This is a genomic window from Erwinia pyri (assembly GCF_030758455.1).
Taxonomy (GTDB): Bacteria; Pseudomonadota; Gammaproteobacteria; order Enterobacterales; family Enterobacteriaceae; genus Erwinia; species Erwinia pyri.
The window spans coordinates 2,572,555-2,593,886 of the sequence record NZ_CP132353.1 but is presented as its reverse complement, the minus strand read 5'-3'; the positions used below and the strand labels follow the sequence as shown (position 1 = coordinate 2,593,886).

Here is a 21,332-nt window from a genome sequence, read left to right as displayed (position 1 = left end):
TTGAGAGGACGCTACAGCAATAAGGGGGCGAAATGTCTGACCCGGTATCAGGTACCGTTGCGGCTGGCGCTGCGTTAACAGGAGTCAGCATCTTCGGACTGCTGACGGGCACCGATTATGGTGTGGTGTTTGGCGCATTCGCCGGGGCTGTCTTCTACGTAGCCACTGCTGCGGACCTGAATTTGATTCAACGAGCAGCCTATTTCGTCGTTTCTTACTTCGCTGGCATCTTTGGTGCGGGGCTGGTTGGCTCAAAGCTGGCGAGTGTAACGCATTACAGCGACAAACCGCTGGACGCGCTTGGGGCCGTAATCCTGGCGGCGCTGACCATAAAGATACTCACGTTCTTTAGTCAGCAGGACCCTTCGATGTGGTTCCAGCGGTGGAGGGGAGGAACCAATGGTAATAAGTGATCCGTTAGTTCTCACGAACGTTGCAACGTGTACCGCCATCGTTCTGCGTCTGATGTTCTTTCGAAAGCAGGGAGCCAGACACAATCCGTGGGCTTCCTGGCTGGCGTACCTGATTATTCTGGCGTATGCGTCAGTACCCTTTCGTTATTTCTACGACTACTACGGACACCCTCACTGGGGTTCGGTAACTATTAACCTGATTATCTGCGCTGCTGTCTTCCGTGCTAGGGGGAATGTCGCTCAGATATTCCACGTGCTGAGACCTCTATGAACGAATCACAATTTCAACGGGCGGCTGTCATAAGCGCCGGATTAGCCGCGCGCTGGTTTCCACATATCGACGCAGCCATGAGTGAGTTTGGCATTAAAAGCCCGCTGGAAAAGGCGATGTTTATTGCGCAGGTGGGGCATGAGTCCAGCGGCTTTAATGCCACTCGCGAGAATTTCAACTACAGCGTGCAGACTCTGATCATGACGTTCGTTCCTAAACGCCTGTCAAAAGACCAGGCACTAATGCTGGGACGTAAGCCAGGTGAAATGGCGTTACCTATTGAGCGTCAGAAAGCGATCGCCAATCTGGTGTATCAGAAACGGTTTGGAAACAAACAGTCAGGAGATGGCTGGAAATATCGTGGCGGCGGCCTGATGCAGACAACCTTTCTCGATAACTACCGCGATACCGGGAACGGCATCAAGGTTGATCTCGTGGGCGATCCAACTCTGATTGAGCAGGATGAAATTGCTGCACGTTCAGCAGCCTGGTTCTTCGTTTCAAAAGGCTGCCTTCAGTGGGCCGGTTCAATCAACAAATGCACTCAGGTCATCAATGGCGGACTGAATGGCATTGAAGCCAGAACTGCTCGTTACAACCTGGCTAAATCGGTACTCGTATGATTACCGGGATCGTTAAATGGTTGTTAGAAAACTGGCGCGTTGTGTTTATTACCGGGCTGATGGTTATGTGTGTGAACCTGGCGAATTCAGCAAAGGTTAACAAAGCTTCAGCTCTGAGAGAAAAGGGGCGGGCAGATGAAGCCCAGAACCTGGCCGATACGCGGCAGGACACCATCAACGATCTGCAGCGGCGACAAAAGAGCGTTGCTGCACTTGATGCGAAATACACGAAGGAGTTAGCAGATGCTAAAGCCACTATCGATCAGCTTCAGCATGATGTGGCTACTGGCAAGCGTCGGTTGCAGCTCAACGCAACCTGCCCGGACAGCGCCACCTCCGCCTCCGGCGTGGTTAATGGCCCCAGCGCCCGACTTACTGACTCCGCTCAACGGGATTATTTCACCCTCAGAGAGCGAATCGAAGTTGCCGGAAATCAAATAGCCGGATTGCAGCAATACATCACTGAGCAGTGCCTTAAATAAAGCCAGAGGACATTATGAGCGAAGCAAAACCGCAGGACGGCAGTACTGTTAAGGGCTATCGGACTTTGACGGCAGGTGATATTGAAGTGATGAACCGGCTTAAAGGTGTGAGTCGTCACTTTCTCAGCCTGCTGGATACAGCCAAAGAAACAGGCGCAGACCCTCGCTGGGTTGCTATGGCAAAAACAGAAATGCAGAAAGCCTGCATGTTTGCTTGCCGATCTGTAGCTCAGCCCGACGACGATTGCTGAGTTCATCACAAGGCGCTTTCTAACCAGAGCGCCTGATGATGAAAAAAACGGCCCATCCCTGAGCCAGTGTTGGTATAGGAGCCATTTCTAATTATAGGTTTTACGCTTTTTATCTTAGGCCGCGTTTAGATGGTAACAAGCGTAAGCGGTGGATTTCTGATTTATTCAGAAAACTCCGATAATTTATAAAGGCTAGCCACGCTGGGAAGCATCGCGGATTATGAAAGCTACATAAGTTATATGATTTGAGCAAGAATCAACCAGTCATGATATACTCAGGCCCGCTCACTAAAAAGGCCAAACCCTATGTCCTACTTTAACAGAGTAATGGACCGGATCGCTCGAATCACCTCTGATACCTCATGCCCGGTATGTGGAAAAAAATCAAAGCAATCTTTAAGCAAACAGTCTCATGAAAAGACTATGATTTGCCCACATTGTAAATCACTTTTTGTGATTCACTGGTAGCTTCAGATGAAACATCTACTACTGGTCTTTTTTGGAAATCGCGTTGCATTGCTGCGAAAAGATAAAAAAATGACGCAGGAAGCATTAGCTCTTGCAAGCAATTTAGATCGTAGTTATATCTGCGGGATTGAGTCAGGTCGAAGAAATCCAACTCTTACCACCATGGTTAAGATTGCCAACGCTTTAGGGGTTGAGCTCAAAGAAATGTTTACCAGTAAAACCTGACCAATTCAGCTGCAACAAATTATCTTTTAAGCCGCCTACGGGCGGTTTTTTTATTGCCCGGAGGGAGCTATGCCTGATACCTACCGCATCACAGTAACCACTAAGTCAGGTGAAACCCACGAAGGCCTGATGAACCGATCACAGCCTGAGATGGTTAACGGCTTCATCGGTGTAGCCAAAGAAGATGGCTCATGGGTTTACCTGGCGCCGGACGACGTGCTCAAGATGGAGTACGTGCCGCAAACAGCTGAAGAGGCTGAAAAGGCATGAAGACAATCGGACCCCTTAGTGTGACGATCGACATGAAAGAGCACGTAGCAAAATCTCATGAAGTGCTGGAAGAAGTGCAAAGAAGGTTAAAGCAATTCTCCCCTAAGGTTGATGAAGATTATGTGTTGCGCAGCCTGCTGCTGGAAATCACATTCGATTATCTCGAAGCGAAAAAGAACAAAAACCAATAGGAAATAAAAAATGGCATCACCTGACTGGGAGGCTATCGAATCAGCTTACCGGGCTGGAACGATGTCAGTAAGATCTATAGGGGAAAAGCATTTGTTAATTGATGGGCGTCAAAACGATTAGTAAGAATTTGTTTTATCTTTTCTATTTGTTTTGCATTGTTTGAAAAAATTAAAAGAGAAGAGTTATGCCAAAATTTTATTATATTGCCCCATTCACACAGCATAACGGCACCGTTAGGATTCACTCTGAAGAGTGCACATCTCTTCCGCTAGGACACCAACGCCAATTCCTGGGCACGTTTTATCACGAAGGCGATGCATTTAAAGTATCTCGAATATTGCACCCTCGAGCTAATCCATGCCCTGTTTGCTTTGAAAATCCCAGAAAGTATCAGAAAGAAATCTAACCGCCTCCGGGCGGTTTTTTATTGGAGTGAATATGTCCGAGCCTCGCATTTATAACAGCCGCTGGGACAAAGCCAGGCTAACTTTCCTGAAGTCTCATCCGCTATGCGTAATGTGTCTCCGGCAGAACAGGGCAGAGACGGCTACCGTTGTGGATCACATCAAAGCTCATAAGCTGAAAGAAGCGCTGAATGGTGGGAAGACGGAAGAGATAGCAAAGGCTCAGAAGCTCTTCTGGGATAAAGCGAACTGGCAACCCCTCTGCAAACAGCATCACGACTCCACCAAGCAGCGCGAAGAGAAGCGCGGTCACGTCATCGGATGCGATGAGAACGGCCTGCCACTCGACCCACAGTCGCACTGGCGCAGGTGATGAGCCACGAACCTACGGGGAGGGGAGGGTAAAGACTTCAGGAGCAACCGCCTTCCTGACCGCCCGCCCCCCTTTTTACGCACAACCGCGAAATGAAAAGTTTTTTTCTGGGAGGTTTTTATGGCCGGAAGACGACCAAAACCTACCCATCTGAAAGTTGTTACCGGCAATCCGGGCAAGCGTGCGCTTAATAAAAATGAGCCAAAGCCTGCCCGTGAAATACCAAGTCCTCCATCACATCTGACCGACTGGGGTAAAACAGCCTGGGGTAGGCTTACCGTTCTTCTTGACGGAATGGGCGTGCTCACGGTTGCGGATACTTTTGCGCTCGAACGGCTCTGCGATTTATATGCAGAAATATTGCAGTTGCGCCAGATAGTCGATATCGAAGGGCGCACATATACGACTAAAACCCAGATGGGTGATTTTTTAATTAAAGCGAATCCGGCTGTCGCCATGCTGGCGGATGCCGATCGTCGTTTCAAAAGTTACCTGGTGGAATTCGGCCTTACACCGGCTGCCCGGGCAAAGGTGAATGCAGATGGTGGAGAAAAAGAAGAAGACCCGCTCAACGCGTTCTTCGGTTGACCCGGCGACGCAGTATGCAATGGACGTTACGAGCGGGGAGGTACTGGCGGGGCCGGATATTCGTGCCGCCTGCGCGCGTCATCTTCGCGATCTGGAGCTGGGCCCAAAACGGGGACTGTTCTGGGATGTTGAAGCAGTAACGCGGGTCATTAATTTCTTCGCTCAGGTGCTGAAGCTGAATGGCGGTGAACACGAAGGTAAACCGTTTATCCTTTTGCCGTGGCAGTGCTTCATTGTTGGCTCACTATTTGGCTGGAAAGCCGCTGACGGCACGCGCCGCTTTCGGATGAGCTATATCGAATCCGGTAAAGGCTCTGGTAAATCGCCGCTGGCCGGGGGGGTGGGCCTGTACCTGCTGATGGCTGACAAAGAGCCGCGTGCAGAGGTTTATGCCGCCGCGACTAAAAAAGACCAGGCGATGATTCTGTTTCGTGATGCGGTGACGATGGTCGATCAGTCGCCTGCACTGGCTCAGCGGATAACTAAATCCGGGACCGGCCTGAACGTCTGGAACCTTGCATTCCTGCAGACCGGTTCTTTTTTCAAGCCGATCAGCTCTGATGACGGTCAGTCAGGCCCACGTCCACACGGTGCGCTGATTGACGAAGTGCATGAGCACAAAACAAACGCCGTTGTTGAGATGATGCGTGCCGGAACTAAAGGCCGCCGCCAGGCACTTATGTTCCTGATCACTAACAGTGGCCACGATAAAACCAGCGTCTGTTTTGAATACCACGAATACGGACGCAAGGTTGCCGCCGGTGATTTAGAAGATGACAGTTTTTTCAGCTTCATCTGTTCACTGGATGAGGGGGACGACCCGTTTAAGGATGAGTCCTGTTGGGCTAAAGCTAACCCATCGCTGGGACAGACGTTTACCGATAAATATCTGCGCGAGCAGGTAACGCAGGCACGTGGCATGCCCTCGAAAGAGAGTATTGTCCGGCGCCTCAACTTCTGTCAGTGGGTGGAGTCTGCCGATCCGTGGATAGACAGCGATACCTGGATGAACTGCGAAAAGGATTTCGACCCTGACGAACTGTCCGGCGAGGAATGCTATGGCGGCCTCGACCTTTCCGGTTCACGGGACCTTACCGCACTGGCGTTGTACTTCCCGAAAACCAAAAAGCTTCTGGTGGAGTTCTGGACGCCAAAAGATTCTCTGCTTGAGCGAGCCAAGACTGACCACGTTCCTTACGATGCGTGGCTGCGCAACGGCTTTATTCATGCGCCGCCGGGTAAAGCGGTGAATTACGGCTTTGTGGCCGTGCGCATCGGTGAGCTGGCGGCGAAGTACAACATTAAATGCATCGCGTTTGACCAGTACCGAATTAAGTATCTGGAACCTGAGCTTGAGAACGAATCTGTGAGCGTTGACCTTATCCCCCACGGGCAGGGCTTCTATAAAGCTCAGGAGTCTGGTCTGTGGATGCCGCGTTCAATAGAGCTTTTTGAAGAACACTTGAACAACAAAGCCCTCGTTATCCGGACGAATCCCTGTCTCCGCTGGAACGCTGCGTCTGCGGTGCTGGAGGCTGACCAGAAGGACAACCGTATTTTCGCCAAGAAGAAGAGCACCGGGCGCATTGATGGCGTGGTGGCTTCTGCAATGGCTATCGGCGCGGCTGAAGACGCGGTACTGGTAGAGACAGGCGATCCTGATGACTTTTTTGACGACCCGATCATGGTAGGTATCTGATGGAGACAAACAAACAGCCTGGCCGGGTGAAAAGCGCATTGCTTAACTGGCTGGGCGTCCCGATAAGCCTGACAAATGGTGACTTCTTTCAGGAGTGGTTCGGAACGAGTAGTAGCGGAAAAGTGGTTACTGCAGACAAGGCCATTCAACTTTCTGCTGTCTGGGCTTGTGTCCGGTTGCTAAGTGAGTCTGTATCAACTCTTCCGCTTAAGGTATACCAGCGCGAAAAAGACGGATCGAGAAAGCTGGCTCAGAATCACCCGGCTTACCAGCTTCTGTGTCGTCGCCCGAACCTGGAGATGACGCCTTCTCGCTTCATGTTAATGATCATGGCGAGCATTTGTCTGAGGGGTAATTCCTTCGTCGAGAAGAAAATGATTGGGACAAGGCTGGTTTCCCTCGTTCCATTACTTCCTCAGAACATGGTAGTAAAGCGACTGGACAATGGTGAACTGGAATATACCTATACCGAGAATGGGCATAAGCGAGTAATTCCAGTCAAAAATATGATGCACATTCGTGGGTTCGGTCTTGATGGTGTTTGCGGCATGATGCCGATGAGGACCGGACGTGATGTGTTTGGCTCTGCAATGGCGGTTGAGGAATCGGCTGCAAAAATTTTTGAAAACGGCATCCAGACTTCAGGCTTCTTCTTATCGAAAAACCTTCTTACCAAAGAACAGCGACAAAAAAACCGAGAGAATCTGAATAAATTCGTCGGTTCAAAAAATGCTGGGAAAGCGATGGTACTTGAAGGTGATATGTCCTATCAGAATATCACCTTAAACCCCGAGGATGCGCAGATGCTTGAGTCGCGCGCATTTAGCATTGAAGAGATTTGCCGCTGGTTCCGTGTGCCACCGTTTATGGTTGGACATACCACCAAACAGAGCAGTTGGTCATCAAGCGTGGAAGGTATGAACATGCAGTTTCTTACCAACACGCTCCGCCCGTTGCTTATCAATATTGAGCAGGAGATATCACGATGCCTGCTTAATGGTGATGATGATCTTTTCGCGGAATTCTCTGTTGAAGGCCTTCTTCGGGCTGACAGTGCCGGACGGTCCGCTTACTACACAACCGCGCTTCAGAACGGCTGGATGTCCCGTAATGACGTGCGGCGCCTGGAAAACCTTCCTCCAATTGACGGTGGTGATATTTACACAGTGCAGCTGAATCTTACGCCCCTTGATCAACTCGGCAAAGAAGGCGATGCGGGAGGCGAAAAAGTCAGAGCAGCACTTGAGGGATGGTTATTCCCGGAGCGCACAGCATCACCTCAGAATAATTCAGGCACACAAGAGCCACCACCCTCCGAAACGCAGGATTAAATCAAATGACATTAAAAAGCCTTCCGCAAGCGCCGGAGGGGCGGCCTTTTGCGCGCGAAAAACGCGATTTGCCTTCCTCTGCAATGGAGCGCTGGAACGGCGGCATCAAAGCCGCAAAGAGTGATGCTAACAGCATCTCTGTATTCGACGTGATCGGTGCTGACTGGTACGGCGATGGCGTGACTGCAAGCCGCATCTCCGCCGCGCTGCGCTCTATTGGTGGCGCTGATGTAACCGTAAATATTAATTCGCCAGGCGGCGATATGTTTGAAGGTCTGGCTATTTATAACCTGCTGCGCGAGTACGAGGGCAAGGTGACCGTCAAGGTGCTTGGTCTGGCAGCTTCTGCCGCATCGATTATCGCGATGGCTGGCGATGAAGTGCAAATCGGCCGCGGCGCCTTCCTGATGATCCACAACTGTTGGGTATACGCCATGGGTAACCGGCACGACCTGGCGCAGGTGGCCGCAGACATGGAGCCTTTCGACAAGGCCATGAATGATATCTACGGAGCACGAACCGGGCTGAATGCCGTAACTATCGAAGAAATGATGAATGCAGAAACCTATATCGGCGGCAGCGATGCCGTAGAGAAAGGCTTTGCCGATCGTCTTCTTTCTGCTGATGAAATCTCTGATGACGACGACAGTCCGGCCGCAGCGCTGCGCAAGCTCGATGCGATGCTGGCTAAAACAGATGCGCCGCGCTCTGAACGTCGAAAACTTCTCAAAGCCTTAACCGGCAGCAAGCCAGGCGCTGCTGCCAACCCTGAAGGTATGCCGGGCGCTACCGACGACATCAACCCTGAAAACATTGAACAACTTCAAAACGCGCTGGCCGCGTTCGGCAAATAAGGAATCACCATGTCAGATGTAAATGAGTTACTGAAAAAAGTATCCGCGAAGCTGGAAGAGGTGTCCGGCACCTTCAGTCAGAAGGCTGAAGACGCGCTGAAAGAGGCAAAAAACTCCGGCCAGCTGTCCGCTCAGACCAAAGAAGCTGTAGACAAGATCGCCACCGAGCACAACGCGCTGAATGAAGCCTTTAAATCTCTGAAAGCCTCGCAAGGTGAGCTGGAGCAGCACGTTGCACAGATGCCTCTCAGTAACGCTAAAAAGGTTATTGAGTCTGTTGGCCACACCGTTATCAGCTCTGAGGCACTGAAAGCTTTTGCTGCCAGCGTTGAGGGCGGCAAGCGTGTCAGTGTGCCGGTTAACGCCGCCCTGCTTTCCACGGGCGTAGCGGATGGCGTGGTAGAGCCACAGCGCCTGCCGGGAATTGACGCACTGCCAAAACAGCGCCTGTTCATTCGTGACCTGATCGCGCCGGGCCGCACCAGTGCGCCTGCAATCTTCTGGGTACAGCAGACCGGTTTTACCAATGCGGCGAAAGTCGTACCGGAAGGGACAGCAAAACCGTACAGCGATATTGAGTTTGCAACGCAGATCACGCCAGTCACAACCATCGCGCACATGTTTAAAGCCTCCAAGCAGATCCTGGATGACTTCGCGCAGTTGCAGTCGACCGTTGACGCCGAAATGCGCTACGGCCTGAAATATGTCGAAGAGCAGGAAATCCTGTTCGGAGACGGGACCGGTGCGCATCTGAAAGGTATCGTGCCTCAGGCATCAGCTTTCGCTGCGGCGTTCAGTGTTGAGCAACAGAACGGCATCGACGATCTGCGTCTGGCAATGCTTCAGGCTCAGCTGGCTCGCTTCCCGGCGTCCGGTCACGTCCTTCACTTCATCGACTGGGCGAAGATCGAACTGACCAAAGACACGCTGGGCCGCTACATCCTGGCTAACCCTTCGGCGCTGACCGGCCCGACCCTCTGGGGCCTGCCTGTTGTGGCCACCGAAACCGCCGCCTTCCAGGGTAAGTTCCTGACCGGCGCATTCAACGCAGCCGCTCAGCTGTTCGACCGTGAGGATGCCAACGTGGTTATCTCCACCGAGAACGCCGACGACTTCGAGAAAAACATGATCTCGATTCGCTGCGAAGAGCGTCTGGCGCTGGCTGTGAAACGCCCTGAAGCATTCATTTACGGCACCTTTACTGCTCCGGCAGCAGCCTGATCGTTAACTGGCGGCCTGCGGGCCGCCTGCACAGGAGATGCGTATGAAACTGACCCTGATTAAACCGAACTATTTCGGCGGCAAGGTGATTTCTGAAGGTAATGACATTGAAACCACTGAACAGCATGGCCGTGAGCTGATTAAGCTGGGCTATGCAAAATCGGTAGAAGATGATGCGAAAGCTGAAGCTGACGAAAAGGCCAAAGCAGAGGCACAGGAGAAAGCAGACGCTGAGGCCAAAGTGAAAGCCGATGCTGAGGAAAAAGAGAAGGCTGACGCCGAAGTGAAGGCGAAAGCTGACGAAAAGGCCAAAGCTAAAAGCAAATAAGGTGATGCCATGCTGCTGACGCTGGAAGAAATCAAAATGCAGTGCCGGCTCGAAAGTGACTTCAATGAAGAGGACAGGCTCCTGGAGTTGCTGGCGCTTGCAGCAGAAGCGAAGGCGACAACCTACCTGAACCGGAACCTTTACGAGACCGTTGCCGACAGGCCTGACCTCGATCCTGACGGCATGGTGATTACGGAAGATATCCGGCTGGGGCTTCTGATGCTGGTCAGCCACTGGTATGAAAACCGCAGCTCCGTAACAGAAATTGAAAAGACTGAAACACCGATGGCCTTTTACTTTTTGCTGCAGCCGCGCCGCCTGCCTGTTTCGGGGTTCTGAGTATGAAAACTGGCTCAACGCGCACAAGCGCAACCTTCACGCTGCCCGATCCGGGTGATCTGGATAAACGCATCCATCTGCGCCAGCGCATCGACCAGCCGGCTGCTGATTATGGCCTCGAACCGACCTTCCAGAATGAAAGGGATGTCTGGGCAAAGGTTCGCCAGGTGGGTGCCACGACTTACCACGAATCGGTTCAGGCCGATGACAAAATCACCCATTACATGACTGTCCGCTTCCGGAAGGGCATCACTTCAGATTATGAGGTGGTTTATGGCGGTTCAGTGTTTCGGGTGAAACGCCTGAGAGACCTTAACTCCGCTGGCCGGTATCTGCTGATGGAGTGTGAAGAACTAGGCGCAGAAGAACGCAGCGGGGAGATGTATGGCTAAGCCGCTTCTGCACGTTGATTTTGAGCAGCCGAAAGACCTTGTCTTTAACCGCGGCAAGATGCGAAAAGCCTTCGTCAAAATCGGCCAGGTGCATATGCGTGATGCCCGCCGGATGGTGATGCGCCGTGGGCGTTCGGCACCGGGAGAAAATCCCGGGTTCCGTTCGGGCAGGCTGGCGCGCTCCATCGGTTATTACGTCCCCCGGGCATCGAAAAGCCGTCCCGGACTGATGGTGCGTATCGCGCCTAACCAGAAGCGGGGCGAGGGTAACCGACTTATTGAGGGCGACTTCTATCCGGCCTTCCTGTTCTACGGCGTGAAGCGTGGCGCTAAGCGTAAGAAGAGCCATCACAAGGGTAAGTCCGGCGGCAATGGCTGGCGCGTTGCCCCGCGTAAAAACTACATGACTGAGGTGCTTGAGGCGCGTAAAGCCTGGACGCGTTATGTCCTGAGCCGCGCGCTGAGAACCTCACTCCGTCCTGAAAGGAAGAAGAAATGAAGCTTTCGCTTGTCATTGCCGCGCTGCGGGCGCGCTGCCCTCTGTTTGCAGGCAACGTCGCCGGAGCGGCTGAGTTCAAGGCCATCCCTGAAACCGGAAAGATGCGCCTGCCTGCGGCTTACGTGGTACCTACAGAGGATATCACCGCAGAGCAGAAATCACTGACCGACTACTGGCAGAACGTCACGGAAGGTTTTGCCGTTATCGTTGTGCTGGATAATACGCGCGATGAACGTGGCCAGGCTGCGGGTTATGACGCCGTGCACGATGTGCGCGCTGAAATCTGGAAGGCGCTTCTTGGCTGGGAGCCGGATGAGGATGCAGGCCCCGTTGCATACTCGGGCGGCCAGCTGCTGGATATGGACCGGGGCAGGCTCTATTACCAGTTTGAATTCATGCTCACGCGGGAAATCACCGAAGAGGATACGCGCCAGCAGGATGACCTGAACTCCCTGGATGAACTGAAAACAGTCCACATCGACATGGATTACATCGATCCGGGCAATGGCCCTGACGGCATCATCGAACACCACACCAAAATCAACCTCAGCGAGTAAAACATGCAAATCAAACCCAAGCGCGGGCGGTCTGTTCCAGACCCTGTCCGGGGCGATCTGCTGCCTTCAGAAGGCCGGAACGTCGAAGAAAGCAGCTACTGGCTCCGCCGCCTTGCGGCCGGGGATGTTGAAAAGGTCAGCACGGAAGAGAAGAAAGCCGTGGCAGACACCAAAAAACAAGGCGGTGAGTAATGTCAGTCAGTTTCCCGACTATCCCATCAAACCTTCGCGTGCCGCTCTTCTGGGCGGAGATGGACAACAGCGAAGCGAATACCACACAGGACAGTGGCCCGGCGTTGCTGACTGGCTTTGCCGCCACCGGCAGCACTATCCCCAAAAACCAGCTCACTATCATGCCGTCAGCCGCGCTGGCAGGTAAAGTCGCGGGCCGGGGCAGCCAGCTTGCCCGCATGGTTGCGAAATACCGCGCTATCGATCCGTTTGGCGAACTGTGGGTGATTGCGGTTGAAGAGCCTGAAGGCGAAGCCGCTACGGGCACGCTGACCATTACCGGCAGTGCGCAGGCATCCGGCACGCTCAGCCTGTATATCAGTGCAACCCGCGTGCAGGCGGCTGTGGTAACCGGTGACGCGCCAGCCGCCGTGGCCGCAACCCTGGCCGCTGCCATCAATGCAAATGCTGATCTGCCGGTCACGGCTACGGCAGCTGCAGGCGCGGTCACGCTGACAGCACGGCACAAAGGACTCACCGGCAACGATATCCCGTTGCTGATGAATTATTACGGCACCGTGGGCAGCGAAAATACCCCTGACGGTCTGAATGTGGCGATTACTGCCATGTCAGGCGGTACGGGTGCGCCGGATCTGCCCGGGGCAGTGGCGGCAATGGGTGATGAACCTTTTGACTTCATCGGTACGCCGTTCAGCGACTCCGCGTCACTGGCGACCATCGCGCTGGAAATGAATGACTCGTCCGGCCGCTGGAGCTATGCACGGCAGCTTTACGGTCATGTTTATACGGCGAAGATCGGTACGCTGTCTGACCTCGTGGCGTTCGGCGACACGCTGAATAACCAGCACATCACCGTGGCGGGCTATGAGCCGGGCGTTCAGACCGCTGCAGATGAGCTGGTTGCGCTGCGAACGGCACGCAACGCAGTGTTTATCCGCAACGACCCGGCGCGCCCGACGCAGACCGGTGAGCTTACCGGCGCACTCCCGGCTCTGCCCGGTAACCGCTTCACGCTGACCGAGCAGCAGTCCCTGCTGATGCACGGCATTGCCACTGCTTACACTGAAAGCGGTGTACTGCGCATTCAGCGCGATATCACCACCTATCAGCAAAATGCCTACGGTGTGGCAGATAACAGCTATCTGGACAGTGAAACGCTGCATACCAGTGCCTACGTTATTCGCCAGCTGAAAAGTATCGTGACCAGCAAATATCCGCGCCACAAACTGGCGAATGACGGAACCCGCTTCGGATCCGGCCAGGCCATCGTCACGCCAGCGGTGCTGAAAGGGGAGATGTGCGCCAGTTACCGCACCATGGAGCGGGCAGGGATCGTTGAAAACTTTGACCTGTTTAAAAAGTATCTGGTTGTGGAGCGTAATGCTGCCGATCCGAATCGCGTCGATGTGCTCTTCCCGCCTGACTACGTCAACCAGTTGCGCGTTTTTGCGCTGCTTAACCAGTTCCGTCTGCAGTACGCTGAGGAGAGCGAATAATGGGCAAGATTGCAGGTACCTGCTACGTGAAGGTGGATGGACAGCAGTTATCGCTGACTGGCGGCATTGAAGTGCCGATGAACACCAAATTACGCGATGACGTCATGGGGCTGGATGGTTCAGTCGACTACAAAGAAACGCACCGTGCACCCTACACCAAAGGCACTTTTAAAGTGCCAAAGGATTTCCCAGTCGACAAGCTGACTGATTCAGACCAGATGACCATCACCTCTGAGTTTGCAAACGGTCAGGTTTATGTGCTTTCCGAAGCGTACATGTTTGGTGAAGCCAACCATAACCCTGAAGAAGGCACGGTTGATATTGAATTCCACGGATCAGAAGGATTTTACCAGTGAGTGAGTTTCAGCTGACAAAACCTGTGCAGGCACATGGCGAGATGCTTCATGTGCTGGAGTTCCGCGAGCCAACGTATGATGAAGTTGAGCAGATGGGCATTCCGTTCAACTACACCGAAAATGGTGAGATGAAGCTTGATACCCGCGCCTGCCTGAAATATATCCCGGTTCTTGCCGGGATTCCCCGTTCATCAGCGGGAAAAATGGCGCTGAAAGATATCTTCATGGCCTCTATGACGATCGTAGGTTTTTTTACGGGGTCGGAAGTGGAGGAAACCTCAAAAAACGGCTCTATAACACCGCCCACTTCTGGCGAATAAACCCCCTTGAACTAAAAAAAATTGGCCTGTCCCGCTTCCTTGAAATGGAAGCGGAGGCAATCCGTATTAATGAGGAAATGAACCGTGGCGGATAGTTTCCAGCTTAAAGCGATTATCACAGCGGTGGATCAGTTATCGGGTCCACTAAAAGGTATGAGCAAGAACCTTAAGGGGTTCCAGAAAGACGCAAAAAACATAATGGTGAACGCGGCCGCCATGGGAACAGCAATCGCGTCGGCCTTCGTGGTACCAATTAATCAGGCTATGGAATTTGAGTCCTCCATGGCCGATGTAAGAAAAGTTGTTAACTTCGACACCCCAGCTCAGTTCAAAGAGATGGGCGAGGATGTCCTGAAGCTTTCTATCCGCCTCCCCATGGCTGCAAATGGTATCGCCCAGATTGTTGCCGCAGGTGGGCAGGCTGGCATTGCCAGAGAAGATTTACAGCAGTTTGCCAGTGACGCAGTGAAGATGGGAGTAGCCTTTGACCAGACGGCAGAAGAGTCAGGTCAGATGATGGCTCAGTGGCGAACGGCGTTCAAAATGACGCAGAAGGACGTTGTTGGACTGGCAGATAAGATCAACTATCTGGGCAACACAGGGCCCGCCAGTGCAGGTAAAATTTCTGATATCGTTACACGCATTGGCCCGCTTGGTGGCGTGGCCGGTGTTGCTTCAGGTGAAATTGCCGCAATGGGCGCGACGATCGCTGGTATGGGTGTTGAATCCGAAATAGCAGCGACCGGCATTAAAAACTTCATGCTTTCGCTGACATCAGGTAAATCAGCCACAGCCTCTCAAAAGAAAGCGCTGAAGTTCATCAAAATAGACCCGGCGCAACTCGCTGCGGACATGCAGAAAGATTCAAAAACTGCAATGCTCAAGGTGCTGGACTCACTCGCGAAAGTACCAAAAGCCAAACAGGCTGCGGTCATGAATGCCCTGTTTGGCAAAGAATCACTGGGTGCCATTGCGCCTTTGCTGACAAACCTTGATTTGCTGAGGAAAAACTTCAACCGCGTTACTGATGCTCAGCAGTATGGCGCATCAATGCAGAAAGAGTATGAGGCGCGTGCTGCCACAACATCCAACTCCGTTCAGTTGCTGAAAAACCAGTTCACTGCTGCCAGCATCACAATCGGGGATATGTTTTTACCTTCTATCGTAAAACTCAGCGCTAAGGTGCAGCCGCTCATTGAGCGCTTCAGGCAGTTTGTAAAAGCCAACCCGGACACGGTTAAAGGCGTATTTAAATTCGGCGTCACGTTACTGGGTACGGCTTCGGCATTTGGTGTTGCCACCAGAGCTTTCAAGACATTCGATTCCGTAATGAAAATGACGACTATGGGTAAGCTTCTGGCCCTCGTCGTTCTGGCCGGTGGTCTGATAGTCAGTAACTGGGATCAGGCTGGCCCGGTGGTGAAAAAGGTCTGGGAAAATATTGACGGGGTAGCCCAGGCCCTGGGCGGATGGGAAACTGTACTTAAGGGTATAGCTGCATTCACTACCGGCGCATGGCTGGTTTCCATGGTGAAAGGTTTTGGTGGCGCAAATTCCGAGGCAGGGAAACTTTCCAAAAACCTGAAAGGCATTGCCAACATGGGAGTTATAACGGTAACTATTTCGGTGTTGTTCGATCTCATGAAACGGGTCAACAGTCTCCATGATGAAGCAGCGAAACAAAACACCGATGCCGGAACGCTTCTTGTAAACAAACGAAAACAGGCTGAGGAGGAACGGGGTTACCAGGGTTTTTTACCACGCTTGAAAGAAATTTTTGAAGGAATGAAACCCCTGAAAGACCTTCATAATGAAGCCGAAGGGTTAAGCGCCGATGCTGGCTCCGCATTAGTCAGAAAAAAAGAAAACCCCTCTGATAACTCTTCCGGTGTCCAGCAGGGATTCATCCCCCGGCTTAAAGAATTGCTGGGAATGTCTCCTGAGTCCGATGCATCTAAATCACTGAATCAGCTTCCGAAAGTACAGCAGGGGGAGTTAAAGGTTTCTTTCGATAATGCCCCTCCGGGTATGCGCGTGGCTCCAGTTGGCAATGCTACGCCTTGGGTAAATTATGACGTTGGCTACAACCGTTTTTCAAATCAGTAACCCGCTCCGGCGGGTTTTTTATTGCCTGGAGTAACACATGAGCTGGACAGATAATCTGCAGGGTGCCTCGCTGCGGGGCGTCCCGTTTAAGGTGGATGAAGACGAGGCAACTTTTGGCCGCCGGGTGCAGGTGCACGAATATCCCAACCGCGATAAACCGTGGGCTGAGGATTTAGGCCGGGCAACGCGCCGGTTCAGCGTTCAGGCTTACCTTGTCGGCGATGATTTCTTTGAGCAGCGCAACAGGCTGATCGAAGCAATAGAAAAGCCTGGCGCCTGTACGCTGGTTCATCCCTTTTACGGCGAGATGACGGTCACCGTTGATGATGCCGTGCGCGTCAGTCACTCGGTGAGTGAAGGGCGCATGTGCCGCGTCAGCTTCAGTTTTATTGAATCTGGTGAACTGTCATTTCCAACCGCCGGGCTTGCAACGGGCCAGAAACTTTCCTCCTCTGTATCCTTCCTTGATGATGCCATTTCTTCCGCCTTCGGAGCGTTCGGCATGGATGGACTGCCTGACTTCCTGCAGGATGGGGTGTTGGACGAAGCTGCAGTGATGTTCAGCAACGTTACTGGTGCCTTTCAGTATATTGATTCAGGGATCAGCGCGGCATCCCGTCTGATGCAGGGCGATCTGTCTGTACTGCTGAGTCCGCCTTCAAGCGGCATGAACTTCGTAAACAGGCTGCAGACAATGTGGCGGGCAGGCACAAGGTTATCCGGTGACGCTTCAGATCTGATGTCAATGATTAAAGGGCTGACCGGCGTCACGCTTGACAGCGGGCTGGCTCCCCGTGGTGTATGGAAAACTGACAGTAAAACCACGCAGTCACAGACCTTACAGAGAAACTATGTGGCCCAGGCGGTCAGGACAACCGCCATCAGTGAGGCCGCCTATGCAGTTACTGGTCTGCCACAGCCAGTCACGCGCGCTGTAACCCGTCAGCAGGACTCTCAGCAGCCGGTCGTTGTGGCTCATCCTGCCGTCACTGATATCAGGCCGGTTAATTCAGGCAGCACTTCCACCGGTACGGGCAATGCCAGTACAGGCACCACGATTTCAGCAGGCGTTACCAGCTCTACCGATAACAGTACGGTGGTGTCATGGGGCGACCTTGCAGTAGTCCGGGACAACCTGAATGAGGCCATTGATAAGGAAATGGAGCGCGTGACGGATGACGTGCTTTTCCAGGCGCTGGTTACCGTGCGTACGGACGTAAACCGGGATATTTCTGCCCGGCTTGAGCAGGTCGAACGTCTGACCGATCGCACGCCAGTGCAGGTTACTCCGGCTCTGGTGCTGGCTGCCGACTGGTATGATTCGGCGGCGCGGGCTTCTGAAATCACCGCCCGTAACGGCATACGCCATCCCGGCTTTGTGCCGGTCAAAACGCTGAGGGTACCGGTCAGATGAATAATACCGTAATTCTCCGGGTGAACGGACAGGAGTGGGGCGGCTGGACGTCAGTGCGGATAGCTGCTGGCATTGAGCGCATTGCCCGTGACTTCACCGTTGAGATTACCCGCAGCTGGCCGGGTGACACCGATCAGGCTAACCGCAGCAACCGCATTAAAAATGGTGATCTGGTCGAAGTGCTGATTGGTACCGACAGGGTGCTGACCGGTTATGTTGAGGCAACTCCCGTCCGGTATGACGCACGAAGTATCAGCGTCGGCATATCTGGCCGCAGTAAAACGGCTGACCTCATCGACTGTTCGGCCACGCCGTCACAATATGCAGGCCGTACGCTGGCGCAGGTGGCCGCAGAGCTGGCAAAGCCATTCAGTATCAGCGTGGTGGACGGCGGCGGGACATCGGGTGCGTTACAGGGCATTCAGGCCGACCAGGGCGAAACCGTCATGGATGTTCTGAACAAAATGCTGGGACTCCAGCAGGCGCTGGCCTATGACAATGAACTGGGGAACCTGGTGATTGGCGGCATAGGCAGTCAACGCGCGCACACAGCTCTGGTGTTAGGAGAAAACGTCCTCTCATGTGATACAGAGAAAAGTATCCGCGATCGTTTCAGTGATTATCAGGTGTCGGGACAACGTACCGGAAACGATGACGATTTTGGCGAAGCGACGACCACCGCTATCCGGGCCAAGACCATTGACGGCGGTTTGAAACGCTATAGGCCTATACTCATCCGGCAAACAGGTAATGCCACTACCGCAACGTGTGGTGAGCGTGCTGAATTTGAGATGCGCCAGCGCGCCGCACGCACTGATGAGGCGACGTACACCGTTCAGGGCTGGCGGCAGGGCGACGGCTCACTGTGGCGGCCTAATCTGCAGGTTATCGTCTTTGATCCAATTCTGGGATTCAACAACGTTCAGATGGTGATTGCAGAAGTGACCTATCAGCAGGATGAAAACGGCACCGTCACCGAGCTGCGCATTGGTCCGCCTGACGCCTATCTGCCTGAGCCTGAGAAGCCCGGCAAGCGGAAGAAAAAGAAAGAAGAGGTGGATTTCTGATGGCTAACCCATTCCAGAGCATGAGCCGTGGAATATCAAACCTGCTGGCCCGTGCGGTGGTTCGCGGTCTGAACACTGCGACCAAATGCCAGATGCTGCAAATCGAAATGGCGGGCGGTGAGGGGAAAAGTGATATCGAGCATATGGAACCCTATGGTTTCACCGCTGCACCGATTCCGGGCGCTGAGGCCGTTGCCGCTTACTTTGACGGGGACCGGTCGCATGGCGTGGTGATGGTGGTATCAGACCGCCGCTACCGGATTAAAGGGCTCGTTTCGGGGGAAGTGGCACTGTATGACGATCTCGGCCAGTCAGTCACGCTCACCCGTGCCGGAATAGTGGTGAACGGGGCGGGCAATCCCATCACCTTTACCAATGCACCCAAAGCCCGGTTTGAAATGGATATCGAATCGACGGGTGAGATAAAAGATAAATGCGATTCTTCCGGCCAGACCATGTCAGGTATGCGCGTGTCTTACAACGGCCACACGCACAAAGAGAACGGCGACGGTGGCGGAACTACTGATGTGCCCGCTCAGAAAATGGGGGCTTTATGATAATCGTCATTAATGGCGTGCAGCAGGATGTGACGTGGCCGCCCGATCCGCTGACCCGCGCGGTTATTATTTCGCTTTTCTCCTGGCGCCGGGCCGAACCGGACGATAACCCGGAACAGGATAACGGCTGGTGGGGCGACAGCTTCCCGACCGTACAAAACGACCGCATTGGTTCCCGCCTGTACCTGCTGAGCCGTCAGAAACTCACCAATAAAACGCCGCTTAAAGCCCGTGAATATATCACCCAGGCGCTGCAATGGCTGGTTGAAGACGATGTGGCCGTGCGGGTTGATGTTAAGGCTGAGCGAACCGGGATAAACACGCTGAGCGCGTCCGTGGTTATCAGTCAGAAAGACGGTAACCGGACGGCTTACTCATTTGACGATTTATGGAGTGAACTTAATGGCTGACAGTGGCTTTACCCGCCCGACACTCCCCCAGTTAATCACCACCATCCGAAACGATATTCTTACCCGCCTGGCTGCCGATACCACGCTGGCCGCGTTGCGGCGCACCGATGCTGAAGTCTATGGGCGCGTTCAGGCAGCTGCGGTGCATACCGTTTACGGGTATATCGATTATCTGGCCCGCAATCTGTTGCCGGATCTGGCAGATGAGGACTGGCTGACGCGGCATGCCAACATGAAGCGCGCACCGCGTAAAGCGGCCACCTATTCCAGCGGTTATGTTCGCTGGGATGTGTCCACTAATGGAATTCCTGTTCCTGCTGGCGTAACTATTCAGCGCGATGACCTGGTTTCATTCACCACGACTGCCGCAGCGGTATCCGCTGGTGGCGTGCTTCGGGTGCCTGTTATCTGTGATGCAACCGGCAGCGCGGGTAATACTGATGACGGAATGGCCATGCGTCTTGTGAGTCCGGTTACAGGGCTTACTTCCACCGGTGCTGCCGACAGTATTCAGGGCGGTGCCGATGTGGAAGATCTGGAGCTGTGGCGCGCGCGCGTGATTGAACGCTGGTACTGGACGCCTCAGGGGGGCGCAGACGGCGATTATGAAGTCTGGGCGAAAGAGGTGCCGGGTATTACCCGCGCATGGACGTACCGGCACTGGAGCGGGCGCGGAACGGTTGGCGTCATGGTGGCGAACAGCGATCTGGTTAACCCCATTCCTGATGCTGCCACGGTAGCCGCCGTCCAGGCTTACATTGAGCCGCTGGCGCCCGTAGCCGGGGCGGATATTTACGTCTTTGCTCCGACGCCGCATGTGGTCGATTTTGAAATCCGTCTCAACCCGGACACGGAAGAGGTGCGCTATGCCGTTGAGGCGGAACTGCGCTCAATGATGCTGCGTGACGGTGTGCCTGAAGGCGTTCTCAAGCCATCCCGTATCAGTGAGGCAATCAGTATCGCGACTGGCGAATACAGCCACACTCTGATCAGTCCGGCAACAGACACGCCGGTTGCGAAGGGTGAGGTCGGCGTGGTGGGGACTATCTCATGGACTTAACCGCACAATACCGGCAAATGCTTGGCGCACTGCTGCCGCGAGGACCGGCATGGGATGTGGATGACCTCCTGTTAACGGGTCTTGCACCTTCACTGGCTTCCGTTCACGGTCGTGGCGATGCGCTGATGAAAGAAATTGATCCGCGTTCGGTGACAGAACTGATAGACCGTTACGAAAACATCACCGGCCTGCCGGACAGTTGTGCGCCCCCTGGCGTTCAGACGTTACAGCAACGTCGCCAGCGGCTTGATGCAAAGCTCAACCTTGCTGGCGGCATAAACGAGTCATTTTATCTGGCACAGCTTAAAGCGCTGGGTTACACGGATGTGACCATAACACGTTACAACAAAAGCCAGTTCACATGCCTGTCTGATTGTACCGACTCACTTTATTCAGATGACTGGCGATATTACTGGCAGGTAAACATCCCTGTATCGGCACAAATCAAGCCCATGACCGCGATAAGTAACAGCACTGACAGTTTGCGAACCTGGGGCGATACGGTCGCAGAGTGCGTTATTTCCAGGCTGGCTCCCTCTCACACCTATGTAATATTCAGATATCTGGAGTAATC

General features: G+C 53.6%; 31 protein-coding genes. All 31 read left to right on the top strand.

Annotated features, from left to right (window positions below; all coding sequences use genetic code 11):
* The first annotated feature begins 32 nt into the window (after positions 1–32).
* The 31 genes from Q3V30_RS12090 (at position 33) to Q3V30_RS11940 (ending at position 21,330) form a co-directional block, all read left to right on the top strand.
* Positions 33–413 (top strand): phage holin family protein, encoded by a 381-nt coding sequence (locus Q3V30_RS12090; RefSeq protein WP_306205966.1) that lies wholly within the window; start codon positions 33–35, stop codon positions 411–413.
* Entirely contained in the window at positions 400–684 is a 285-nt protein-coding gene (locus tag Q3V30_RS12085; protein WP_306205964.1) for a phage holin family protein, read from the top strand. The genes Q3V30_RS12090 and Q3V30_RS12085 overlap by 14 nt, the downstream gene beginning before the upstream one ends.
* A complete protein-coding gene (locus Q3V30_RS12080) occupies positions 681–1,307 on the top strand; it encodes a glycoside hydrolase family 19 protein (protein ID WP_306205962.1) in 627 nt (208 codons plus the stop codon). The genes Q3V30_RS12085 and Q3V30_RS12080 overlap by 4 nt, the downstream gene beginning before the upstream one ends.
* Positions 1,304–1,789, top strand: coding sequence for a lysis protein (locus tag Q3V30_RS12075; protein WP_306205960.1), 486 nt, complete (start codon positions 1,304–1,306; stop codon positions 1,787–1,789). Before Q3V30_RS12080 ends, Q3V30_RS12075 begins: the two co-directional genes overlap by 4 nt.
* 14 nt (positions 1,790–1,803) lie before the next feature.
* A complete protein-coding gene (locus Q3V30_RS12070) occupies positions 1,804–2,040 on the top strand; it encodes an Acb2/Tad1 domain-containing protein (RefSeq protein ID WP_306205958.1) in 237 nt (78 codons plus the stop codon).
* 306 nt (positions 2,041–2,346) lie between these two features.
* Positions 2,347–2,508 carry a YnfU family zinc-binding protein gene (locus tag Q3V30_RS12065; protein ID WP_306205956.1) on the top strand — a complete coding sequence of 54 codons (162 nt, stop codon included), beginning with the start codon at positions 2,347–2,349 and terminating at the stop codon, positions 2,506–2,508.
* 6 nt (positions 2,509–2,514) lie between these two features.
* A complete protein-coding gene (locus Q3V30_RS12060; RefSeq protein WP_306205954.1) occupies positions 2,515–2,733 on the top strand; it encodes a helix-turn-helix domain-containing protein in 219 nt (72 codons plus the stop codon).
* 69 nt (positions 2,734–2,802) lie between these two features.
* Positions 2,803–3,003 carry a hypothetical protein gene (locus tag Q3V30_RS12055; protein WP_306205953.1) on the top strand — a complete coding sequence of 67 codons (201 nt, stop codon included), beginning with the start codon at positions 2,803–2,805 and terminating at the stop codon, positions 3,001–3,003.
* Entirely contained in the window at positions 3,000–3,194 is a 195-nt protein-coding gene (locus tag Q3V30_RS12050; protein ID WP_306205950.1) for a hypothetical protein, read from the top strand. Before Q3V30_RS12055 ends, Q3V30_RS12050 begins: the two co-directional genes overlap by 4 nt.
* Positions 3,195–3,633: 439 nt before the next feature.
* Positions 3,634–3,972, top strand: a complete 339-nt coding sequence (locus tag Q3V30_RS12045) for an HNH endonuclease signature motif containing protein (protein WP_306205948.1) — start codon at positions 3,634–3,636, stop codon at positions 3,970–3,972.
* A gap of 120 nt (positions 3,973–4,092) precedes the next feature.
* Positions 4,093–4,560 (top strand): phage terminase small subunit P27 family, encoded by a 468-nt coding sequence (locus tag Q3V30_RS12040; protein ID WP_306205946.1) that lies wholly within the window; start codon positions 4,093–4,095, stop codon positions 4,558–4,560.
* Positions 4,514–6,259 (top strand): terminase large subunit, encoded by a 1,746-nt coding sequence (locus Q3V30_RS12035; protein WP_306205944.1) that lies wholly within the window; start codon positions 4,514–4,516, stop codon positions 6,257–6,259. The genes Q3V30_RS12040 and Q3V30_RS12035 overlap by 47 nt, the downstream gene beginning before the upstream one ends.
* On the top strand, positions 6,259–7,590 hold the full coding sequence (locus Q3V30_RS12030) for a phage portal protein (RefSeq protein WP_306205942.1): 1,332 nt from the start codon (positions 6,259–6,261) through the stop codon (positions 7,588–7,590). The genes Q3V30_RS12035 and Q3V30_RS12030 overlap by 1 nt, the downstream gene beginning before the upstream one ends.
* Positions 7,591–7,595: 5 nt before the next feature.
* Positions 7,596–8,444: a head maturation protease, ClpP-related gene (locus tag Q3V30_RS12025; RefSeq protein ID WP_306205941.1), complete on the top strand. Its 849-nt coding sequence runs from the start codon at positions 7,596–7,598 to the stop codon at positions 8,442–8,444.
* Between the two features lie 9 nt (positions 8,445–8,453).
* Positions 8,454–9,665, top strand: a complete 1,212-nt coding sequence (locus tag Q3V30_RS12020; RefSeq protein ID WP_306205939.1) for a phage major capsid protein — start codon at positions 8,454–8,456, stop codon at positions 9,663–9,665.
* Positions 9,666–9,708: 43 nt separating this feature from the next.
* The gene (locus tag Q3V30_RS12015; RefSeq protein WP_306205937.1) at positions 9,709–9,993 is read left to right on the top strand and encodes a DUF7210 family protein; all 285 of its coding nucleotides are present in this window, start codon (positions 9,709–9,711) and stop codon (positions 9,991–9,993) included.
* Positions 9,994–10,002: 9 nt separating this feature from the next.
* Positions 10,003–10,332: a head-tail connector protein gene (locus tag Q3V30_RS12010; protein ID WP_306205935.1), complete on the top strand. Its 330-nt coding sequence runs from the start codon at positions 10,003–10,005 to the stop codon at positions 10,330–10,332.
* 2 nt (positions 10,333–10,334) lie between these two features.
* Positions 10,335–10,724: a phage head closure protein gene (locus Q3V30_RS12005; RefSeq protein WP_306205933.1), complete on the top strand. Its 390-nt coding sequence runs from the start codon at positions 10,335–10,337 to the stop codon at positions 10,722–10,724.
* Positions 10,717–11,223, top strand: coding sequence for a hypothetical protein (locus Q3V30_RS12000; RefSeq protein ID WP_306205931.1), 507 nt, complete (start codon positions 10,717–10,719; stop codon positions 11,221–11,223). The genes Q3V30_RS12005 and Q3V30_RS12000 overlap by 8 nt, the downstream gene beginning before the upstream one ends.
* A complete protein-coding gene (locus Q3V30_RS11995; RefSeq protein WP_306205929.1) occupies positions 11,220–11,780 on the top strand; it encodes a phage tail terminator protein in 561 nt (186 codons plus the stop codon). The genes Q3V30_RS12000 and Q3V30_RS11995 overlap by 4 nt, the downstream gene beginning before the upstream one ends.
* 3 nt (positions 11,781–11,783) lie before the next feature.
* The gene (locus Q3V30_RS11990) at positions 11,784–11,972 is read left to right on the top strand and encodes a DUF2635 domain-containing protein (protein WP_306205927.1); all 189 of its coding nucleotides are present in this window, start codon (positions 11,784–11,786) and stop codon (positions 11,970–11,972) included.
* Positions 11,972–13,468, top strand: a complete 1,497-nt coding sequence (locus Q3V30_RS11985; protein ID WP_306205925.1) for a phage tail sheath subtilisin-like domain-containing protein — start codon at positions 11,972–11,974, stop codon at positions 13,466–13,468. Before Q3V30_RS11990 ends, Q3V30_RS11985 begins: the two co-directional genes overlap by 1 nt.
* Complete coding sequence (locus Q3V30_RS11980; RefSeq protein WP_306205923.1) at positions 13,468–13,824, top strand: phage tail tube protein; 357 nt, start codon at positions 13,468–13,470, stop codon at positions 13,822–13,824. The genes Q3V30_RS11985 and Q3V30_RS11980 overlap by 1 nt, the downstream gene beginning before the upstream one ends.
* 41 nt (positions 13,825–13,865) lie before the next feature.
* Positions 13,866–14,144, top strand: coding sequence for a phage tail assembly protein (locus tag Q3V30_RS11975; RefSeq protein ID WP_306213197.1), 279 nt, complete (start codon positions 13,866–13,868; stop codon positions 14,142–14,144).
* An 84-nt stretch (positions 14,145–14,228) separates the two neighbouring features.
* On the top strand, positions 14,229–16,250 hold the full coding sequence (locus tag Q3V30_RS11970) for a phage tail tape measure protein (RefSeq protein WP_428979203.1): 2,022 nt from the start codon (positions 14,229–14,231) through the stop codon (positions 16,248–16,250).
* Between the two features lie 37 nt (positions 16,251–16,287).
* Positions 16,288–17,664: a DNA circularization protein gene (locus Q3V30_RS11965; RefSeq protein WP_306205921.1), complete on the top strand. Its 1,377-nt coding sequence runs from the start codon at positions 16,288–16,290 to the stop codon at positions 17,662–17,664.
* The gene (locus Q3V30_RS11960) at positions 17,661–18,731 is read left to right on the top strand and encodes a phage baseplate assembly protein (RefSeq protein ID WP_306205919.1); all 1,071 of its coding nucleotides are present in this window, start codon (positions 17,661–17,663) and stop codon (positions 18,729–18,731) included. Before Q3V30_RS11965 ends, Q3V30_RS11960 begins: the two co-directional genes overlap by 4 nt.
* A complete protein-coding gene (locus Q3V30_RS11955) occupies positions 18,731–19,288 on the top strand; it encodes a phage baseplate assembly protein V (RefSeq protein WP_306205917.1) in 558 nt (185 codons plus the stop codon). The genes Q3V30_RS11960 and Q3V30_RS11955 overlap by 1 nt, the downstream gene beginning before the upstream one ends.
* Complete coding sequence (locus tag Q3V30_RS11950; RefSeq protein WP_306205914.1) at positions 19,285–19,698, top strand: phage GP46 family protein; 414 nt, start codon at positions 19,285–19,287, stop codon at positions 19,696–19,698. Before Q3V30_RS11955 ends, Q3V30_RS11950 begins: the two co-directional genes overlap by 4 nt.
* Complete coding sequence (locus tag Q3V30_RS11945) at positions 19,691–20,758, top strand: baseplate J/gp47 family protein (protein ID WP_306205913.1); 1,068 nt, start codon at positions 19,691–19,693, stop codon at positions 20,756–20,758. The genes Q3V30_RS11950 and Q3V30_RS11945 overlap by 8 nt, the downstream gene beginning before the upstream one ends.
* Positions 20,749–21,330, top strand: coding sequence for a YmfQ family protein (locus Q3V30_RS11940; protein ID WP_306205911.1), 582 nt, complete (start codon positions 20,749–20,751; stop codon positions 21,328–21,330). The genes Q3V30_RS11945 and Q3V30_RS11940 overlap by 10 nt, the downstream gene beginning before the upstream one ends.
* The last annotated feature ends 2 nt before the right edge of the window (positions 21,331–21,332 follow it).

What these genes read in the sequence shown, in the direction of transcription:
- Q3V30_RS11965 (WP_306205921.1), top strand. Translation starts at nt 16,288, where the DNA reads ATGAGCTGGACAGATAATCTGCAGGGTGCCTCGCTGCGGGGCGTCCCG.
- Q3V30_RS12010 (WP_306205935.1), top strand. Translation starts at nt 10,003, where the DNA reads ATGCTGCTGACGCTGGAAGAAATCAAAATGCAGTGCCGGCTCGAAAGT.
- Q3V30_RS12035 (WP_306205944.1), top strand. Translation starts at nt 4,514, where the DNA reads ATGGTGGAGAAAAAGAAGAAGACCCGCTCAACGCGTTCTTCGGTTGAC.
- Q3V30_RS11960 (WP_306205919.1), top strand. Translation starts at nt 17,661, where the DNA reads ATGAATAATACCGTAATTCTCCGGGTGAACGGACAGGAGTGGGGCGGC.
- Q3V30_RS11995 (WP_306205929.1), top strand. Translation starts at nt 11,220, where the DNA reads ATGAAGCTTTCGCTTGTCATTGCCGCGCTGCGGGCGCGCTGCCCTCTG.
- Q3V30_RS12075 (WP_306205960.1), top strand. Translation starts at nt 1,304, where the DNA reads ATGATTACCGGGATCGTTAAATGGTTGTTAGAAAACTGGCGCGTTGTG.
- Q3V30_RS12005 (WP_306205933.1), top strand. Translation starts at nt 10,335, where the DNA reads ATGAAAACTGGCTCAACGCGCACAAGCGCAACCTTCACGCTGCCCGAT.
- Q3V30_RS12090 (WP_306205966.1), top strand. Translation starts at nt 33, where the DNA reads ATGTCTGACCCGGTATCAGGTACCGTTGCGGCTGGCGCTGCGTTAACA.
- Q3V30_RS12085 (WP_306205964.1), top strand. Translation starts at nt 400, where the DNA reads ATGGTAATAAGTGATCCGTTAGTTCTCACGAACGTTGCAACGTGTACC.
- Q3V30_RS12000 (WP_306205931.1), top strand. Translation starts at nt 10,717, where the DNA reads ATGGCTAAGCCGCTTCTGCACGTTGATTTTGAGCAGCCGAAAGACCTT.
- Q3V30_RS12055 (WP_306205953.1), top strand. Translation starts at nt 2,803, where the DNA reads ATGCCTGATACCTACCGCATCACAGTAACCACTAAGTCAGGTGAAACC.
- Q3V30_RS11955 (WP_306205917.1), top strand. Translation starts at nt 18,731, where the DNA reads ATGGCTAACCCATTCCAGAGCATGAGCCGTGGAATATCAAACCTGCTG.
- Q3V30_RS12045 (WP_306205948.1), top strand. Translation starts at nt 3,634, where the DNA reads ATGTCCGAGCCTCGCATTTATAACAGCCGCTGGGACAAAGCCAGGCTA.
- Q3V30_RS12080 (WP_306205962.1), top strand. Translation starts at nt 681, where the DNA reads ATGAACGAATCACAATTTCAACGGGCGGCTGTCATAAGCGCCGGATTA.
- Q3V30_RS11945 (WP_306205913.1), top strand. Translation starts at nt 19,691, where the DNA reads ATGGCTGACAGTGGCTTTACCCGCCCGACACTCCCCCAGTTAATCACC.
- Q3V30_RS12015 (WP_306205937.1), top strand. Translation starts at nt 9,709, where the DNA reads ATGAAACTGACCCTGATTAAACCGAACTATTTCGGCGGCAAGGTGATT.
- Q3V30_RS12040 (WP_306205946.1), top strand. Translation starts at nt 4,093, where the DNA reads ATGGCCGGAAGACGACCAAAACCTACCCATCTGAAAGTTGTTACCGGC.
- Q3V30_RS12025 (WP_306205941.1), top strand. Translation starts at nt 7,596, where the DNA reads ATGACATTAAAAAGCCTTCCGCAAGCGCCGGAGGGGCGGCCTTTTGCG.
- Q3V30_RS12070 (WP_306205958.1), top strand. Translation starts at nt 1,804, where the DNA reads ATGAGCGAAGCAAAACCGCAGGACGGCAGTACTGTTAAGGGCTATCGG.
- Q3V30_RS12060 (WP_306205954.1), top strand. Translation starts at nt 2,515, where the DNA reads ATGAAACATCTACTACTGGTCTTTTTTGGAAATCGCGTTGCATTGCTG.
- Q3V30_RS12050 (WP_306205950.1), top strand. Translation starts at nt 3,000, where the DNA reads ATGAAGACAATCGGACCCCTTAGTGTGACGATCGACATGAAAGAGCAC.
- Q3V30_RS12065 (WP_306205956.1), top strand. Translation starts at nt 2,347, where the DNA reads ATGTCCTACTTTAACAGAGTAATGGACCGGATCGCTCGAATCACCTCT.
- Q3V30_RS12030 (WP_306205942.1), top strand. Translation starts at nt 6,259, where the DNA reads ATGGAGACAAACAAACAGCCTGGCCGGGTGAAAAGCGCATTGCTTAAC.
- Q3V30_RS11975 (WP_306213197.1), top strand. Translation starts at nt 13,866, where the DNA reads ATGCTTCATGTGCTGGAGTTCCGCGAGCCAACGTATGATGAAGTTGAG.
- Q3V30_RS12020 (WP_306205939.1), top strand. Translation starts at nt 8,454, where the DNA reads ATGTCAGATGTAAATGAGTTACTGAAAAAAGTATCCGCGAAGCTGGAA.
- Q3V30_RS11980 (WP_306205923.1), top strand. Translation starts at nt 13,468, where the DNA reads ATGGGCAAGATTGCAGGTACCTGCTACGTGAAGGTGGATGGACAGCAG.
- Q3V30_RS11990 (WP_306205927.1), top strand. Translation starts at nt 11,784, where the DNA reads ATGCAAATCAAACCCAAGCGCGGGCGGTCTGTTCCAGACCCTGTCCGG.
- Q3V30_RS11940 (WP_306205911.1), top strand. Translation starts at nt 20,749, where the DNA reads ATGGACTTAACCGCACAATACCGGCAAATGCTTGGCGCACTGCTGCCG.
- Q3V30_RS11985 (WP_306205925.1), top strand. Translation starts at nt 11,972, where the DNA reads ATGTCAGTCAGTTTCCCGACTATCCCATCAAACCTTCGCGTGCCGCTC.
- Q3V30_RS11950 (WP_306205914.1), top strand. Translation starts at nt 19,285, where the DNA reads ATGATAATCGTCATTAATGGCGTGCAGCAGGATGTGACGTGGCCGCCC.